General features: G+C 69.1%; 16 protein-coding genes. 12 read left to right on the forward strand and 4 right to left on the reverse strand.

The genetic code is table 11. The features are described from left to right. Positions 1-33: 33 nt before the first annotated feature. The 3 genes from FHU36_RS34515 to FHU36_RS34525 are packed head-to-tail and all read left to right on the forward strand — an operon-like array spanning position 34 to position 2,235. Positions 34-1,161: a threonine synthase gene (locus tag FHU36_RS34515; RefSeq protein WP_185088248.1), complete on the forward strand. Its 1,128-nt coding sequence runs from the start codon at positions 34-36 to the stop codon at positions 1,159-1,161. Positions 1,162-1,179: 18 nt separating this feature from the next. Continuing rightward, the gene (locus FHU36_RS34520) at positions 1,180-1,812 is read left to right on the forward strand and encodes a helix-turn-helix transcriptional regulator (protein WP_185088249.1); all 633 of its coding nucleotides are present in this window, start codon (positions 1,180-1,182) and stop codon (positions 1,810-1,812) included. A gap of 9 nt (positions 1,813-1,821) precedes the next feature. Next, positions 1,822-2,235 carry a RidA family protein gene (locus FHU36_RS34525; protein ID WP_185088250.1) on the forward strand — a complete coding sequence of 138 codons (414 nt, stop codon included), beginning with the start codon at positions 1,822-1,824 and terminating at the stop codon, positions 2,233-2,235. Between the two features lie 86 nt (positions 2,236-2,321). On the opposite strand, the gene FHU36_RS34530 is transcribed toward FHU36_RS34525, so the two are convergent. After that, on the reverse strand, positions 2,322-3,167 hold the full coding sequence (locus FHU36_RS34530) for an alpha/beta fold hydrolase (RefSeq protein ID WP_185088251.1): 846 nt from the start codon (positions 3,165-3,167) through the stop codon (positions 2,322-2,324). Positions 3,168-3,212: 45 nt separating this feature from the next. On the opposite strand from FHU36_RS34530, the gene FHU36_RS34535 reads away from it, so the two are divergent. After that, a complete protein-coding gene (locus FHU36_RS34535) occupies positions 3,213-3,815 on the forward strand; it encodes a TetR/AcrR family transcriptional regulator (protein WP_185088252.1) in 603 nt (200 codons plus the stop codon). 68 nt (positions 3,816-3,883) lie between these two features. Here FHU36_RS34535 and rph read toward each other — a convergent pair whose 3' ends face one another. Continuing rightward, the gene (gene rph, locus FHU36_RS34540) at positions 3,884-6,529 is read right to left on the reverse strand and encodes a rifamycin-inactivating phosphotransferase (RefSeq protein WP_185088253.1); all 2,646 of its coding nucleotides are present in this window, start codon (positions 6,527-6,529) and stop codon (positions 3,884-3,886) included. Between the two features lie 212 nt (positions 6,530-6,741). Between rph and FHU36_RS34545 the strand changes: the two genes are divergently transcribed. The 5 genes from FHU36_RS34545 (at position 6,742) to ppk2 (ending at position 10,831) form a co-directional block, all read left to right on the forward strand. After that, complete coding sequence (locus FHU36_RS34545; RefSeq protein ID WP_185088254.1) at positions 6,742-7,551, forward strand: oxidoreductase; 810 nt, start codon at positions 6,742-6,744, stop codon at positions 7,549-7,551. Between the two features lie 9 nt (positions 7,552-7,560). Next, entirely contained in the window at positions 7,561-7,701 is a 141-nt protein-coding gene (locus FHU36_RS34550) for a ferredoxin (RefSeq protein ID WP_185088255.1), read from the forward strand. Positions 7,702-7,804: 103 nt separating this feature from the next. Beyond that, positions 7,805-8,401: a TetR/AcrR family transcriptional regulator gene (locus FHU36_RS34555; protein WP_185088256.1), complete on the forward strand. Its 597-nt coding sequence runs from the start codon at positions 7,805-7,807 to the stop codon at positions 8,399-8,401. A 111-nt stretch (positions 8,402-8,512) separates the two neighbouring features. Then, positions 8,513-9,466 carry a serine hydrolase gene (locus FHU36_RS34560; protein WP_185088257.1) on the forward strand — a complete coding sequence of 318 codons (954 nt, stop codon included), beginning with the start codon at positions 8,513-8,515 and terminating at the stop codon, positions 9,464-9,466. Between the two features lie 369 nt (positions 9,467-9,835). Further along, complete coding sequence (gene ppk2 / locus FHU36_RS34565) at positions 9,836-10,831, forward strand: polyphosphate kinase 2 (protein ID WP_312892040.1); 996 nt, start codon at positions 9,836-9,838, stop codon at positions 10,829-10,831. A 23-nt stretch (positions 10,832-10,854) separates the two neighbouring features. Here the strand turns inward: ppk2 and FHU36_RS34570 are convergent, their stop codons facing one another. Beyond that, the gene (locus tag FHU36_RS34570; RefSeq protein ID WP_185088258.1) at positions 10,855-11,385 is read right to left on the reverse strand and encodes a MarR family winged helix-turn-helix transcriptional regulator; all 531 of its coding nucleotides are present in this window, start codon (positions 11,383-11,385) and stop codon (positions 10,855-10,857) included. Between the two features lie 113 nt (positions 11,386-11,498). On the opposite strand from FHU36_RS34570, the gene FHU36_RS34575 reads away from it, so the two are divergent. The 3 genes from FHU36_RS34575 (at position 11,499) to FHU36_RS34585 (ending at position 14,629) form a co-directional block, all read left to right on the forward strand. Continuing rightward, positions 11,499-12,461: an MBL fold metallo-hydrolase gene (locus FHU36_RS34575; protein WP_185088259.1), complete on the forward strand. Its 963-nt coding sequence runs from the start codon at positions 11,499-11,501 to the stop codon at positions 12,459-12,461. Between the two features lie 43 nt (positions 12,462-12,504). Beyond that, complete coding sequence (locus tag FHU36_RS34580) at positions 12,505-14,148, forward strand: FAD-dependent monooxygenase (protein ID WP_185088260.1); 1,644 nt, start codon at positions 12,505-12,507, stop codon at positions 14,146-14,148. Positions 14,149-14,320: 172 nt separating this feature from the next. Beyond that, positions 14,321-14,629, forward strand: coding sequence for a MiAMP1 family antimicrobial peptide (locus tag FHU36_RS34585; RefSeq protein WP_185088261.1), 309 nt, complete (start codon positions 14,321-14,323; stop codon positions 14,627-14,629). A gap of 42 nt (positions 14,630-14,671) precedes the next feature. Here the strand turns inward: FHU36_RS34585 and FHU36_RS34590 are convergent, their stop codons facing one another. Continuing rightward, the gene (locus FHU36_RS34590; protein ID WP_185088262.1) at positions 14,672-15,355 is read right to left on the reverse strand and encodes an SDR family oxidoreductase; all 684 of its coding nucleotides are present in this window, start codon (positions 15,353-15,355) and stop codon (positions 14,672-14,674) included. Positions 15,356-15,357 lie beyond the last annotated feature (2 nt).

Raw genomic sequence — 15,357 nt, forward strand, 5'->3', positions numbered from 1 at the left:
CCGCCATCCCATCCAGACCCAGAAGGAGACTCAATGACTCAGCCCAAGGACACTCCGCACCTTGTCGACCGGAGCGGGCGAAGCTATGGCCTGGCGGAGCCGCGCTGGCGTGGCGAAGACGGCGGCCCGCTCATGCTCAGCCCGCTCTCCGGCATCACTCCGTCGCAGGTGGACGCGACTGAGCGATCGCTGTGGCGCTACGGCGCAGCGATCCCGGTGAACCCTGCGGCGCGCGTGAGCCTGGGCGAGGGATTCACGCCCCAGGTGCCGTTGGACTGGCAGGGAAGGAAGATCCATTTCAAGCTCGAATGGTTCAATCCCACCTCCAGCTTCAAGGATCGTGGAACGGCCGTCATGGTCTCGCACCTGGCGAGCCTCGGTGTGACCGAACTGCTTGAGGACAGCTCCGGAAACGGCGGATCGTCGGTCTCCGCGTACTGCGTGGCGGCCGGGATCCAAGCCAAGATCCTCGCTCCTGCGACGATGTCGGAGGCGAAGATCCTGCAGTGCCGGGCCTTCGGGGCCGACGTCGAGCTGTATCCGGGGACCAGGGACGAGGTGGCCGAGGAGGCCCTGCGGCAGTCGGCGAGCGTCTTCTACGCCAGTCACAACTGGCATCCGTTCTTCCTCCAGGGCACCAAGACCATCGCGTACGAGATGTGGGAGATGCTCGGCTTCCGCGCACCCGACAACGTGGTCCTCGTCGCGGGCGCGGGCAGCGTCGTCCTCGGCTGCGACATCGCGTTCACCGAGCTTCTCGAAGCCGGCCAGATCGACCGTCGCCCCCGCCTGCTGGTCGGTCAACCCGAAAGCTGGGCCGCCATCGCCGACGGCGTCAACGGCTCGTCCACCGCCCCGAGTCCGCGCACACCCACGATCGCCGAAGGGGCTTCCATCTCCGCACCGGTACGGCTACGGGAGGTGGTCGACGCGATTCGCCGATCGAACGGCGCGGCCATCGCCATCGACGAGGAGTCCATCCGCGCGAGCCTGCGACAACTGCTCGCTCGCGGCCTGTACGCAGAGCCGACCAGCGCGGTGGCAGTGGCCGCGCTGGATCGATACATCGCGAACGGCACCATCGGCGCAGATGAGACTACGATCGTGGTTCTCACCGGCTCAGCGCTCAAGGCAGCCGACACGATGGCGGCCCTGATCTGACGAAGGGGTTCGGCTGACATGACGTCGCCAGAGGACGAACACCTGCTCCACGAAGCAGAGAAGATCGCCACCGCCGTCGGAAGAATGTTTCCTGGACTGTGCGAAGTGGTCCTCCACGATCTTACGCAGCCGGACCACGCGATACGGGTGATCGAGAACAACCTGTCCGGCCGCAAGATCGGCGACTCCGCGACCGAACTCGGGCTTCAGCGCATCAAAGACCCGGAATTCCCGAGCGTCATCCAGAACTACCCCAACCAGTTCCCCGACGGTCGCCCGGTGAAGAGCACGTCCATCGGGATCAGGAACAGCGAGGGCCGCTACATCGCGGCGCTCTGCCTGAACCTTGACGTATCGGCCCTGTCCCCGCTGATCATGACGCTGGCCAACGTGGTCGAGACCGGCGGGGCCGAGGCCGTGCCGGTGGAGACGCTCAGTGACCGCAGAACCAGGCAACTGCGGGACGTCATCGAAGCCTTCGCCGCTGAGCGATCCCAGACCCCTCGCGGCCTGGGAAGGGAAGCCAAGAGGGAACTCGTGCGACGGCTGCACCGCGAGGGCTATTTCGAATCCCGCAGCTCGGCTCTCACCATCGCGAACCTGTTGGGAGTCTCTCGAGCGAGCGTCTACAACTACGCGAAACAGAAATGAGGCACGTCGATGACCAATCGATCGCCGATCCAGCACCGCCTCCCCATATCACTCGTGAACTCCCCGGCACTCCAGCAACCTTTGGGGCATTATTCGCACCTATCTGTTCATTCCGGCTTGGCGTTCATATCGGGACAGCTGCCGGTTGACGCGGGCGGCAGGGTCCTTGCCGGCGAGCCGTTCACGGAGCAGGCCCGGCAGGTGCTGCGCAACCTTGACGCCTGCCTGGCCGAGGTAGGGGCCGATCGCAGCCGGTTGCTTCAGGTCACTTGCTACGTTACGGACATCTCGAACTGGCCCGCTTTCGACGCGCTCTACCGCGAGTGGATCGGTGATCATCGGCCTGCCCGGGCGGTCGCCGGAGCCAGCGAGCTCCATTACGGCTCCGCCATCGAGATTCATGCCGTCTGCGCCGCCCATTGAGAGAGTTCGATCGTGCCTTCCAGCTAGAAGGGGATGGCCTGGTGTGCGGCCCGTGCCCGGCCTCCGCCCGGTGACGTGACCCGGGGTCAGGCCCGGTCGGTGCCGGTCTCCTTGATGAAGCGGCGCAGCTCCGCGCACAGGCCGCGCGGGTTGTCGAGCGGGATGAGGGTCCGCGAGTCGGGGATCTCCACGTACTGCCCCCTGGGCAGCAGCGCGGCCAGCCGCCGTCCCGTCTCCGGTGGCATCATGCGGTCCTCGGCTCCCCATGCGACCAGCGCGGGCCCGCGGAACTCCCGCAGCCGCTCGGCCGCACGGAGATAGGTGTCCTTCTCGACACTCCCGCAGAACTTCGCGAAGTCCCGGCGCACCGCGCGGTCGGTGAGCAAGGGGGTGTACCAGCGGCGCACCAGCTCGTACGGGATGGGGCGCTTGGCCATCCCGCCGAGCGAGCTCGGCATCCGTACGAGGAAGGGCACCCTGAAGGACTGCAGCAGGAGAAAGAGCCCGCCGGGGATCCTGCTCGCCGCGTGCAGGGTCCTGCCCTGGACGCCGGGCGGATAGTTCTCCAGCGCCTCGCACGAGGTGAGCACCAGCCTGCCGATGCGCGCGTCGCGCACACCCACGAGCAACTGGGCGGTGCCCGCGTCGTTCTGGACGAGCGTGACGTCGCGCAGGTCCAGCCGCTCCATGAACTCGGCGAGCACGTCCGCGACTCCCCGTGCCGACAGGTCGGCCTCGGGCCGCATCGCCCTGCGGTGGCTGCCGATCGGCAGGACCGGGACGACGACCCGGAAGTCGGCGCGCAGGTCGTCCACCACCGCCTGCCACACCGAGTCGTCGAAGGCGAGGCCGGGCACCAGCACCACGGTCTCGCCGGGGCCTCCCGTATCGGTGTAGTCGATCCGGCCGGCGGACAGTTCGATGTCAGGCATGGACCCACCTTCTAGATAGATCGATCTAGTGAGAGACTACCCGCCATGAGAACGACAGGTGATACCAGGGCCCGCATCCTGACGGCGGCGACCGAACTGTTCAGACGTCAGGGGTACGCCGCCACCGGCATGAAGCAGATCGTCGCGGACGCGCGGGCCCCCTACGGCTCCGCCTACCACTTCTTCCCCGCCGGCAAGGCGCAGCTCGGCGAGGAGGTGATCAGAGTCTCCGGCGCGGCCTACCTGCGCCTCATCGCCGAACTCTTCCCCGAGCTCGGCACGCGTGCCGACCCCGCCCTCGCCACCGCCGAGGCCTTCACCGCCGCCGCCCAGACCCTGCGGGAACTCGACTACGCCGACCCCTGCCCCGTCGCCACCATCGCGATGGAAGTGGCCAGCACCAACGAGACGCTGCGAACGGCCGCCGCGGAGGTCTTCGACAGCTGGATCGACGGCCTGGCCGCCTACTACACGGCATGCGGCATCGCCGAACCCGCCGCCCGCGACATCGCGACGTCCGTCATCGGCCTGCTGGAAGGCGCCTTCATGCTCGGCAGGACCGCACGCTCCACCCGGCCCGTGATCGCCGCGGCCACCGCGGCCGCCGCCGTCGTCCACGCGATGCGGACCCCTGCCACCGAGGTGTGACACGCGGGTGGTGTCCGGCGTGCCGAAGTGCGGGCGGGCCTGGACAGGTGTGACAACGAGCGGCACGGTCAGGGGCTCGGCAGCAGCTCCACGAACCCCTCGGTGCCGTTCACGCGGATGCGCTGCCCGTCCTTGATGCGCCGAGTGGCTCCCTCCACTCCGGCGACGGCCGGGAGGCCGTATTCGCGGGCCACGACGGCACCGTGGGTCATGACTCCTCCGACCTCCATGACGACGCCCTTGACCGACACGAACAGCGGGGACCAGCTCGGGTCGGTGAAGACGGTGACGAGGATGTCCCCCTCCTCCACGTCGGCCTCGGCCATGCCGAGGATGACCCGCGCCCGTCCTTCCACGACTCCCGACGAGACCGCGATCCCTCCCAGCGCCCCGTCCGGCAGGGCGCCGGCGTCGTACTCGCCGGAGATGACCTCGCCCTCGGAGGTGATCACTCGGGGTGGCGTGAGCTTCCGGTACGTCTCGTGCGCCTCCCTGCACCGGGTGATGATCGTGTAGTCGAGCTCGCCGGTGCCGACCGCCTTCCTGAACTCCTCGATGGACAGGAAGTAGACGTCCTCGGGCTCCTTGATGACCGCTCGATCCACCAGCTTGGCGGCCTCCTCCATGAGCGCCCGCTTGTAGATCTCGTACCGCAGGAGGAGGGAGTGCTTGGAGTACTCGCGGTAGCCGATGAAGTGGCGGATCAGGCTCATCTTCTTGGCCGCCTTCTTCGCCTTGCCCGCGCCTCCTGGCAGTTTCCTGAGGCGGTCGAGGAGGTCGTCCATGGTTCGTTCGGCCTCGGCGCGGCCTAGCTCCGCCTTGCGGCGGCGTTCCCCGGGTGGGAAGTTCCTGATGTTGCCGAGGAGGAGCGGGGCGAGCAGCGTGGGGTCCTCGCTCCAGCGGGTCCTGGTGATGTCGATGTCGCCGGCGCAGTGCATGCCATAGGCATGCAGATATCGCTGGATGGCGTCCCGCACGGCCTCGCCGCCCTCGAGTCCGGCGAGGCCGGCGAAGAAGCTGTCGTGATCGGCCGTCTCCAGGTGGCGCATGACGTCGGGGTGGTCGCGGATCGCGTCCGCGACGTCCAGCAGGTCGAGCCCCATGGCGGCCACGACGTTGTGGTCGGCGGACCGGGCGATGGCGTCAGCGGCGTTCTTCACGCCCAGCCACGCCTCCATGTGCTTGTTGACCCAGTTCACCGACTGGATGCCGAGAAAGGCGGCCGCCACGCTGCGCGGGTCGAAGGTGAGCTCGGCGAGCACATCGTGGTCGTCGATGATGCAGGCGAACAGTTCGTCGCCCGACTTTCCGGCGATGTCGCGCCTGAGCAGGTCGACCGTCGCCTCGGTGTGCTTGATGAGGTCGGGCACCACACGGGGGTCGTCCTCGCGGGAGAGCTTGAGGTACTGGCGGGCGATCGGGAGAAGGCCGCCCTCGCCGAAGTCCAGCATCGAGGTTCTGCCGTGCGCCAATGAGGCGACGAACCCCTTCCGCTTCACCACGGTACGCAGGGCGTCGGCCATCAGGACGTCGACCTGGTCAAGGCTCCTGAGGGTGGCGGGCCTGGCCCAGGACGAGGTGAGCTCGGCTGAGACGTCCTTGTAGAAGCGGTTGCCGGCCACGACGCCCGCTGTGCGGCCGAGCCTGTCGTGGAGCAGGGAGAAGAACGACAGGCCCAGAGGTCGAAAGGCATCGGTCATCATCTGCCGGTGCCCGTAGGAGATGAACACGTGGTTCTTGCCGTCGTGCGAGGGCGGCACGGGGTAGAGGGTGGTGATGGGGCGGCTTTGCAGCACGAAGAACACGCCGTCGTACAGGGCCCACTCGATGTCCTGCGGCTTGCCGAAATGAGCCTCGATCCGCCGCCCCAGCCCTTCCAACTGGAGGATCTGCTCGTCGCCGAGCTTCTGGACCCGCTGCCGTGCGGGCTCGATCGGCCGCTCCAAGGTGCCGCCGGACGGCAGGGCGCGCAGTTCCTTCGTCTGCGTGGCGATCTTCCTGTCGATGATCTGTCCGGCCCTGACCCGGTAGTTGTCGGCACTGACCAGTCCGGAGACGAACGCCTCTCCCAGGCCGAATCCGGCGTCGATCGAAGTCACCGTCCGATTGCCGGTGATGGGGTCGGCGGTGAACAGGATGCCCGCAGCGTCCGGAAAGACCATCTGCTGGACCACCACCGACAACCGGACCGCGCGATGGTCGAAGCCGTTCTGGATGCGGTACGCCACCGCGCGGTCGGTGAACAGTGACGCCCAGCATCGCCGTACGCCGTCGATCACCGCCGTCGCACCCTTGACATTGAGGTAGGTGTCCTGCTGTCCGGCGAAGGAACTGGACGGCAGATCCTCGGCGGTGGCGCTGGAGCGCACGGCGCGGGCCACATGTTCGCCGCCGGCCTCATGGAGGTGGCGGACGATGTCGCGCTGGAGCTCCTGGGGCACGGCCAAGCCCTCGATGGCGGCGCGCAGACGCGCGCCGAGGGTGGCGATCCCCGCCCGGTCGTCGGCCCGCAGCCCGGACAACCCGTCGATCAGCGCGCTGACCACCGCATCACGCTCCACGACATCCCGGTAGGCGTGGGTGGTGATGCAGAACCCGTGGGGCACGCGGACCTCGCGGATCGCGGACAACTCGCCGAGGTTGGCGCCCTTCCCGCCCACCAGGGCGAGCTGTGTCCTGTCGATGTCGTGGAACCCGAGTAGGTAGGCGGCCATGGTTGACTCCCGTCTCTCATGTGTGGACCGACCTGCCGGGAACCCGGCAGCGGCGAATGCACCCTCACTTCGTGCGAGCCCGCGGCGCGCGGAGGTCGTTCACGGCATCACCGCCTCCTCGGGAATTACAATACAGTACAGGTCTGCATTCAAATTTGGGGAGGGGGTGGGCCTGCCCTGCCTCGCCTGATCGAAGAGAAGGAAGGTCATCCATGGCACCCAAGGTCTGCCTCGTGACCGGCGCCTCGTCGGGGATCGGCCGCGCCACCGCGCTGGAACTGCGCGAAGCCGGCCACATCGTGTACGGCGCCGCGCGTCGCGTGCGGCGGATGGACGAGCTGCGTCAGGCCGGCGGCCACGCCGTGGCGATGGACGTCACCAGCGAGGACGACGTCGGCCGTGTCGTGCGTGCCGTTCTGGATCAACAGCACCGCATCGACGCGCTGATCAACAATGCCGGGATCGGACTGCACGGCGCGCTCGAGGACGTGCCCCTCGACCGGGCACGTCATCTCTTCGAGGTCAACGTCTTCGGGCCGGCTCGGCTCACCCAGCTCGTCCTGCCGCACATGCGAGAACGGCGTTCGGGGACGATCGTCAACGTATCCTCGATCGCCGGCGAGATCGCCCTGCCCCTGGTCGGCTGGTATCACTCGTCGAAACACGCCCTGGAGGCGTACTCCGACTCGCTCCGGCAAGAGTGCGGACCGTTCGGTGTGGACGTGGCGCTCATCCAGCCGGGCATCATCAGGACCGAATTCGAGCGGGAGATGCCGCGGGAACTGCGCGCCGTCTCCGGACGAGGACCGTACAGAGAACTCGCCGAGGCGATGGCGAACCGAGCCGAAAGCGCGGCCAGGGCGTCCGACCCCGTCGTGGTCGCCAAGACGATCAGGGGCCTGCTCGAATCCCCGAGGCCGAGAACGCGCTACCCCGTCGGCCGGCTGGCCAGGACGATCCTGACGCTGAACAGGCTCCTGCCCGACCGGGCGTTCGACGCCATGGTCACCAAGATCGACTAGTGTCCGCCCATGAAAGTGTTCGTCGATCAGGAGGAGGACGGCATCGTGCTCCTGCGCGACCCGGCACCTGGCGCAGAGGCACATGAGGCCGTCGACGGGGCCGCTATGCTCTGTCCGGCCGCGGTCATCCACGTGAAGGAGCAGAGATGAGCGTCCTCGCCGACGTGCTCATCGTCGGCGCCTCGGCCGGCGGCCGCACCGTCGCGGAAGCGTCACGCCTGCTTCTCCCTTCCCGCGTCTCGAGCGTCAGGACATGACCGGCACCGCGCGCACCCCCCGCCTGCCGGGGCGCCCGCGCAGCCAGGAGGTCGACGCGGCCGTACTCGGCGCCGCGCTCGACCTCCTCATCGAGCGGGGCGCGAGCGAAACCAGCATCGAGCAGGTCGCCCAGCGGGCCGGCGTGACACGGGCCACCGTCTACCGCAGGTTCCCCGACAAGACGGCCCTGCTGATCCAGGCGATCGAATCGGTGCACCAGGACCACGCTCCCGACGCCCTGGAGTGGCCTGACATCGACCGGATGCTCGACGACTGGGCGAGGTATCTCAGCGATCCCCGCAACCGCCGCATGCTGCGCCGACTCTATGGGGCGGTGGACGACTATCCAGAGCTGCTGCGAGCGTACAGAAACGCCCACGGGGGGCGGCGTGCGGTCGCCGAACAGGCCACCTTGCGGCGATCTCGCGAGCGCGGGCAACTTCCGCCTGACAGGGACCTCGGCATCGTGCAGGAGATGCTCAGTGGCGCGGTCCTTCACCACCTCGGCGCCTATCCCGACACCGGAAGCGCTGACGCCATCAAGGGCTACTTCGTGGCGATTCTCCAGCAGGTCGGCTATCGGATCTCCTGAGTGACCATCGGCGTCCTGGGGCGACGGTGAGCGATCCGTGAGTCCGGCCGCGCACGGCGTCGCAGCAAAACTCAGTATTCCGAAATTTCGGTTTTATGGTTGAATTAGGGCATGCAAGCCATTCTCGGCACGCTCCTGACCACAGTGCTGGCGGTCCCGACGACCGGCGTCGTCGCCGCCCCGACCGACCTCAAGGACGCTGAGGCCGTACTCGCCTACATCCGCGCGCATCCCGACGACGTCGCGCTGGTGACACAGGGCATCAGCCACAACGCCGATCGCCTCACCCCCGTGGCGTCGGCCATCAAGATCACCCATCTCGCCGCCTACGCCGACGCCGTCCGCAACGGAAAGGCCCAGCCGGGCGAACGCGTCCCCGTGGCCCTGTGGAACGCCTACCACCTGCCCGGCACCGATGGCGGTGCCCACGAAGCGGCGCTCGAACGGCTCAAGCCCGGTGCGAGCGTCACACTCGACCAGGTCGTCTCCGCCATGATCGAGGAGAGTGACAACGCCGCCGCCGACCTGCTGCGCGACCGCCTCGGCCCCGGTGCGCTGCGCAAGATCGCGCACACTCGCGTCGGCACCATCAATGGCGAGATGCTCCGTGCCTTCGGCGGCTGCACGTCGCCCGCCGACGTCTGCCTGAAGAACTACGTCAAGGCCGGAAAACCGGTGCGGCTCACGCTCCCCGGTTTCGCCCGGCAGGCTACCTGGGCCGAAACCGTGACCCGCGTCGAACCCGGCATTCTGCGCGGAGTCCTCGCCGGACTGAGGAAGGACAAGACGGCGAGCAAGCACCTGGAGTGGCCGATGCGCCAGCCCGGCGCCGACCCCCGCACGCTCCTCATCGGCACCAAGGGCGGCGCGCTGCCCGGCGTCATCAGCGAGGCCATGTACACCGTCCGGCCAGGTGAGAAGCCACGCGAGACCGTCCTCGCACTGCGGCGGCTGCCCGAGGCGACCTGGTTCTCCGGGATGCGCAGCTACGCTCACCAGCAGTTCGTCGTGCGGATGGCGACCGATCCCGCCTTCTTCGCGAGAGTCCGCGCGGCCTTGACGTGAGGCGACCCTGACCGGCGCCGACGGCCGGTCCGGGACCTCATGGGGCCACCATCCCGCCTGGCGCATGCCGGGCCGCTCGGCGCAGACGGCGAAGTCGAAACCTGAACGGTGGAAGATCTCGTTGACGATGCCCAGCCCGAGTGCTGTGACTCCCTGCGGGGCATAGGCGGCGACCGACCGGAACTCTGGTACGAAACCCACGATAGGGGGACGTCGGCCTGCTCGGCTGAGGCTGGTCGGCATGGCCCGGCCGAGGCCGGAGGCGGTGGACCGGAAGAGGTCGAGGTGACCGCGGCCGAGATCCGGTACGCCGTCGACGCGACGATCCGGTCCGGGTGTCGAAGAGGTCGGCAGGGGTAGGCGAGCGGCGTGGACACAGTGGGTGACGAGGCGGCCAAGGCCGCAGGCGACGGGATTCTGGCCGTCGGTGTGCGTGAGGAGACGACGGCGGCCTCGGCCGCGATCCTCGACGACCTTCCTCACCTGCGGGTGATCGACGACGATGACGACGACCCGGTCCTGGTCGGCCGCGACGGCCGGGCGGTCGATACCTGGCGGGAGCACTACCCCTATCGCAGCCGCATGGATCGCGGCGAGTACGAGCACGTCAAGCGGTTGCTGCAGATCGAGCTGATCAAGCTGCAATACTGGATCAAGGACACCGGAGTGCGGCTCGTCGTCCTGTTCGAGGGGCGCGACGCCGCCGGCAAGGGCGGGACGATCAAACGCTTCCGGGAGCATCTCAACCCCCGCGGGGCAGCCGTGGTCGCCCTGGACAAGCCCAGCGAACGCGAGAGCACCCAGTGGTACTTCCAGCGCTACATCGCCCACCTGCCCGCGGCCGGGGAGATGGTCTTCTTCGACCGCTCCTGGTACAACCGCGCGGGGGTCGAGCGGGTGATGGAGTTCTGCACCGCACCTGAATACCTGCAGTTCCTCCGGCAGGCGCCGCTGTTCGAGCAGATGCTCGTCGAGGACGGCATCCGCCTGGTCAAGTTCTACTTCTCGGTGTCGCGCGGTGAGCAGCTGACCCGCTTCATCATCCGCTCCGTCGACCCGGTCCGGCGCTGGAAGCTGTCCCCGATGGATCTGGCCTCCCGCCAGAAGTGGGACGAGTACACCGAGGCCAAGGAGGACATGTTCCTGCACACCGACACCGACCACGCGCCCTGGACGGTCATCAAGAGCAACGACAAGAAGCGCGCCCGCATCGAAGCGATCCGTCACGTCCTGAGCCTGTTCGACTACGACGGCAAGGACCATGAGGTGGTCGGCGTCCCCGATCCGCTCATCATCCATCCGGCCGCCGACATCCTGGACGAAGACCGCGCCTCCTCCTCCAGCTCCAGACCGCCCGCCCGCTGAGGACGAACCGATGCGGGTGTGCGTCAAAGCCTGCGCTTGGCGGTGCGGCCACTGGCCATGAGCTTGTCGAGAAGACCGATCAGGGTGGCGCTTTCGGTCTCGGTCAGGGGAGAGACCCAGGCTCGCTCTCGTTCGTTGTGGGCCAGGAAGGCGCTGCGGACGGCTTCGCGGCCGGCGGGGGTCAGACTCAGCTGAACGGCGCGCCGGTCGTGTTCGGCCTGCCTGCGTGACACCAGCCCGTCCCGTTCGAGAGTGTTGATCAGTGCGGAGACGGCTGCCCGGCTCATGCCGGACAGCTCGGCCACGCGCTTGGCCTCCGCCGCGCCGACGTGCCAGAGGACGAACAGCACCCGGAAGCCGGGCCAGGTGAGGCCGCGGGGCCGGTGTACCGACGACTCGAGGTCGTAGACGAGGGCGTTCGTCACCCGGTGCAGGGTCAGCACCAGGCGCATGGCGACCGGGTCCACCTCGGGAAGCTCGCGGCCGGCGCGGTTGACCGCGTAGTCGACGAATGACAGGAAGTCCAGCTCTGCCGGGTCGGATGGAGCGGTCATGGCGCCAGGTTACGGCGTGTGCGGTGGGGTTTCTCCCGCGGTGGGGCTTCCCCGCGGGGTGTCGTCGGCTTAACATCTGAATGATAAAACCTTTGATTACATGGAGGTGTGCCGTGGCGCAGAAGGCGTTCGCCTCATCCGCGGACCTCGACGCCAAGCAGCAGACGCTGGAAGTGCTCGCCGACGGCGTGTACACGCTGACCGCCGAGGGCGATCCCAACGTGGGGGCGGTCGAGGGCGAGGACTTCCTCGTCTGCTTCGAGGCCCTCGCCACCCCCGTCGCGGCCCGCGAGTGGCTGGACAGATTGCGCGAGCACACCGACAAGCCGGTCAAGTTCCTCGTGCTGTCCCACTACCACGCGGTCCGCGTGCTCGGCGCGAGCGCGTTCGACGCTCAGGTGATCGTCGCGCACGACAACACCCGCGCGCTGATCGCCGAAAGGGGGCTGCAGGACTGGCAGTCCGAGTACGGGCGGATGCCGCGCCTGTTCAAGGAACCCGACTCGATCCCGGGGCTCACCTGGCCGGACGCCACGTTCTCCGACCGGTTCGCCATCGACCTGGGCGGGGGCCGCGGTGAGCTGGTGCTCCAGTACTGCGGCCGCGGCCACACCGACGGCGACGTGGTGGCCTGGCTGCCCGAGCAGAAGATCCTGTTCGCGGGTGACCTCGTCGAGTCGCGGGCCGCGCTCTACACGGGCGACGCCTTCCACCGCGAATGGTCCACGAGCACGTTGGACCGCGTCGCCGCGTTCGGTGCCGAGACCCTGGTGGGCGGCCGGGGCGCGGTGGCGCGCGGGCAGGACGCCGTGGCGGCGGCGATCGGCCAGACTCGTCACTTCCTGCAGGTGATGCTGCGCGAGGTCGGCGCGGTGCACGAGCGTGGCGGCACGCTCAAGGAGGCGTTCGAGGCCGCACGGGCCGCTCTCGTCGGCCGGTACGGCGGCTGGCCGATCTTCGAGCACTGCCTGCCCTTCGACGTCGCCCGCCTGTGGGACGAACTCTCCGGCATCGAACGGCCCGTGATCTGGACGGCCCAGCGCGACCGCGAGGTCTGGGCTCGGCTGCAGGCCTGAGGAGACGACCCGAGGAGACGACCCGAGGAGACGACCCGAGGAGATGACCATCACCCTGACTGCCGCGGTGGCCGTGCTGGGCAACGGGCCCGTGGGCCAGACGGCGGCACTGCTCCTCGCCCGCTGGGGCCTGCCCGTCGTGCTCGTGGACCAGCGGCCCCACCGTGACGGAGTCGGCTCGAAGGCGATCGTGCAGCAGCGTGACGTGCTGGACATCTGGGAGTCGGTGGGCGCCGGCCGGCGGATCGCCGACGAGGGGCTGACATGGACCACCGCCCGCACGTTCTACCGTGACCGCGAGCTGTTCAGCTACTCCTTCGCGGAGGCGGGCCGTCCCGCGTTCCCGCCGTTCGTGAACATCTCCCAGTCGCGCACCGAGCAGATCCTCGACGAGCGCATCGCCGCCGAACCGCTGATCGACGTGCGCTGGGGGCACCGTGTCGTGGACATCGCCCAGGATCCCTCCGGGGTGACCCTGACCTGCCTGACCCCGGCGGGCGAGACGACCATGAGGACGGCCTACCTGCTGGCGTGCGCCGGGGCGAGGGGCGAGGAGGTGCGGAGGATGCTCGGGGTGCGCTTCGACGGCCGCTCGTTCGCCGACCGGTTCCTCATCTGCGACATCCGTGCCGAACTGCCCGGGTGGGCCCAGGAGCGGCGCTTCTACTTCGACCCGCCGTGGAACCCGGGGCGGCAGGTGCTCATCCATCCGTGCCCCGGCTCGACGTTCCGCATCGACTGGCAGGTGCCGCCCGACTACGACGATCGCGCGGAAGCGGAGTCGGGCGCCCGGGACGCCCGGATCCGCGCCGTCATCGGCGACCGGCCCTACGAGGTGGTGTGGAGTTCGGTGTACCGCTTCCAGTCCCGTCTCGCCGACCGCATGCGGGTGGGCCGGGTCCTGCTCGCGGGGGACGTCGCTCATCTGGTGTCGCCCTTCGGCGCCCGTGGCCTGAACTCCGGGGTGCAGGACGCCGAGAACGCCGCCTGGAAGCTCGCCTTCGTGCTCCGCGGCTGGGCGGACGACGCCCTGCTCGACAGCTACCATGCCGAGCGCCACGCCGCGGCCCTGGAGAACCTCGACGTCACCGGCGCGACGATGCGCTTCCTGGTGCCCGACGACGAAAGGGGGCGGCGGCACCGGACATCCGTGCTGGAGGCGGCCGGATCCGATCCGGAGGCTCGTGCGGCGGTGGACTCCGGACGGCTCGCCGAACCGTTCTGGTACGTGGGATCGCCGCTCACGACCCCGGAGCCGGTACGGCCGTTCTCCGGTCGCCCGGCACGCGGGGCGGTGCCGCCTCCCTGCCCCGGCGTGCTCGTTCCCGATGCGCCGATCTCGGCCGCCGCGCCGGGCGTGAACAGGCTGCGGGAGGTGGCGCGTGACGGATTCCTGCTGCTCGCCGCCGACGGAGTCGACACCGGCCCCGTGCGGCGGGCGGCGCGCCTGGCGACGCCGGCGCCGGTGCGGCTGCTGCGCCTGGCCGACAGCGATCCGGCGGGTGCGTTGCGCGAGGCCCTCGCCGCTCGTCCCGGCGAGCTGTGGATCCTGCGGCCGGACGCGCACATCGCGGCGGTCCTGCCCGGCGCCACTCCGTCGTCCGTCACGCGGGCGCTGCGCCGGGCGCTCGGCTCTTCACCTCACCGTGGGGACGCCGTCGCCGGGCCCGGTGACTCCTGCCCGTAGCCGGCACACCGCCGAGATCGCCAGGGCGCCGCTCGGGGCCGGCAGGTGCCCGCCGTTTGCCCCGTCGATGCCTTCGGTGGCTGGTCCACACCCTGCGATGCGCGTTTCGTTTACACAGAGTTACGGTATGCATACTCACGGTAGACCACTGAGACGCATCAGGAGGATCGTCGTGAAGAGAATCGCCCTCGTCCCCGTCATCAGCGCCGCCATGGTCGCGATCATGGGCAGCGCCGCCTACGCCTCGCAGTACGTGGCCTACGAAGGGCCGGGCTTCACCGGCCGGTCGGTGGTCATCGACCGCTGCGGCCCGTCCAACATCCCCTTCCACGGGTCGTACAAGTGGTACGGCGACGGCCAGAGCGGCCGGATGTACAACCAGCGCGACACGCAGGGTGTGATGCACTTCGAGCTGCCGTCCAACCGCAACGCCGAGCAGCGGACGCCCGTCGGCTGGCAGAGCATCTTCATCGTGTGCTGACGCCCGGCGAAGGCGGGCGGGCCGGGGCCCGTCCGCCTCCGGTCACCTGGTCGCCGGGGCGGACAGGCTCTGCTTGACGGCGCGGGTGAGGTCGTCGGCCAGGACCTCCGGCGCGCCGGAGGCGACGGCGTCCAGCGTGGCCGCGGCGACCAGTGCCGGATCGGTCTTCTGGTCGGGCGCGACGGACGAGGCCATGTCGGTGTCCATGTACCCGACGTGCAGGCCGGTCACGGTGATGCCCTTGGGGGCCAGTTGGCCGCGCACCGCGTGGGTCATCGCCCAGCCCGCCGCCTTGCCCGCGCTGTAGGCGCCGTGGTCGGGCACGTGCAGCCAGGAGAGCACCGACAGCACGTTCACGACCGCGCCGCCGCCGTTGGCCTCGATGATCGGGGCGAACGCGCGTGTCACGGTCAGCGGGCCGAAGTAGTGGGTCTCCATCTCCAGCCGGATCCGGTCGAAGTCGCCGCCGAGGAGCGGTGTGTGGGTCGAGATGCCCGCGTTGTTGACCAGGAGCGTGGCGTCCGCGGCGACGCGGGCGGCCGCCGCCACCGACTCCGGATCGGTGATGTCCAGCCGCAGCGGCACGGCGCCGGGCACGTCCACCGACTCCGGGACCCGGGCGGCCGCGTAGACCTTCGCGCCGCGCTCGATGAGCTGGGTGACGAAGTGCCTGCCCAGCCCGCGGTTGCCGCCGGTCACCACAGCGACCGAGTTCTTGATCTCCATGT

The organism is Nonomuraea muscovyensis, assembly GCF_014207745.1.
GTDB classification, from domain to species: domain Bacteria; phylum Actinomycetota; class Actinomycetes; order Streptosporangiales; family Streptosporangiaceae; genus Nonomuraea; species Nonomuraea muscovyensis.

Excerpts from the sequence above, each read along its gene's own strand:
- FHU36_RS34515 (WP_185088248.1), top strand. The coding sequence starts at position 34 with ATGACTCAGCCCAAGGACACTCCGCACCTTGTCGACCGGAGCGGGCGA.
- FHU36_RS34520 (WP_185088249.1), top strand. The coding sequence starts at position 1,180 with ATGACGTCGCCAGAGGACGAACACCTGCTCCACGAAGCAGAGAAGATC.
- FHU36_RS34525 (WP_185088250.1), top strand. The coding sequence starts at position 1,822 with ATGACCAATCGATCGCCGATCCAGCACCGCCTCCCCATATCACTCGTG.
- FHU36_RS34530 (WP_185088251.1), bottom strand. The coding sequence starts at position 3,167 with ATGCCTGACATCGAACTGTCCGCCGGCCGGATCGACTACACCGATACG.
- FHU36_RS34535 (WP_185088252.1), top strand. The coding sequence starts at position 3,213 with ATGAGAACGACAGGTGATACCAGGGCCCGCATCCTGACGGCGGCGACC.
- rph (WP_185088253.1), bottom strand. The coding sequence starts at position 6,529 with ATGGCCGCCTACCTACTCGGGTTCCACGACATCGACAGGACACAGCTC.
- FHU36_RS34545 (WP_185088254.1), top strand. The coding sequence starts at position 6,742 with ATGGCACCCAAGGTCTGCCTCGTGACCGGCGCCTCGTCGGGGATCGGC.
- FHU36_RS34550 (WP_185088255.1), top strand. The coding sequence starts at position 7,561 with ATGAAAGTGTTCGTCGATCAGGAGGAGGACGGCATCGTGCTCCTGCGC.
- FHU36_RS34555 (WP_185088256.1), top strand. The coding sequence starts at position 7,805 with ATGACCGGCACCGCGCGCACCCCCCGCCTGCCGGGGCGCCCGCGCAGC.
- FHU36_RS34560 (WP_185088257.1), top strand. The coding sequence starts at position 8,513 with ATGCAAGCCATTCTCGGCACGCTCCTGACCACAGTGCTGGCGGTCCCG.
- FHU36_RS34570 (WP_185088258.1), bottom strand. The coding sequence starts at position 11,385 with ATGACCGCTCCATCCGACCCGGCAGAGCTGGACTTCCTGTCATTCGTC.
- FHU36_RS34580 (WP_185088260.1), top strand. The coding sequence starts at position 12,505 with ATGACCATCACCCTGACTGCCGCGGTGGCCGTGCTGGGCAACGGGCCC.
- FHU36_RS34590 (WP_185088262.1), bottom strand. The coding sequence starts at position 15,355 with ATGGAGATCAAGAACTCGGTCGCTGTGGTGACCGGCGGCAACCGCGGG.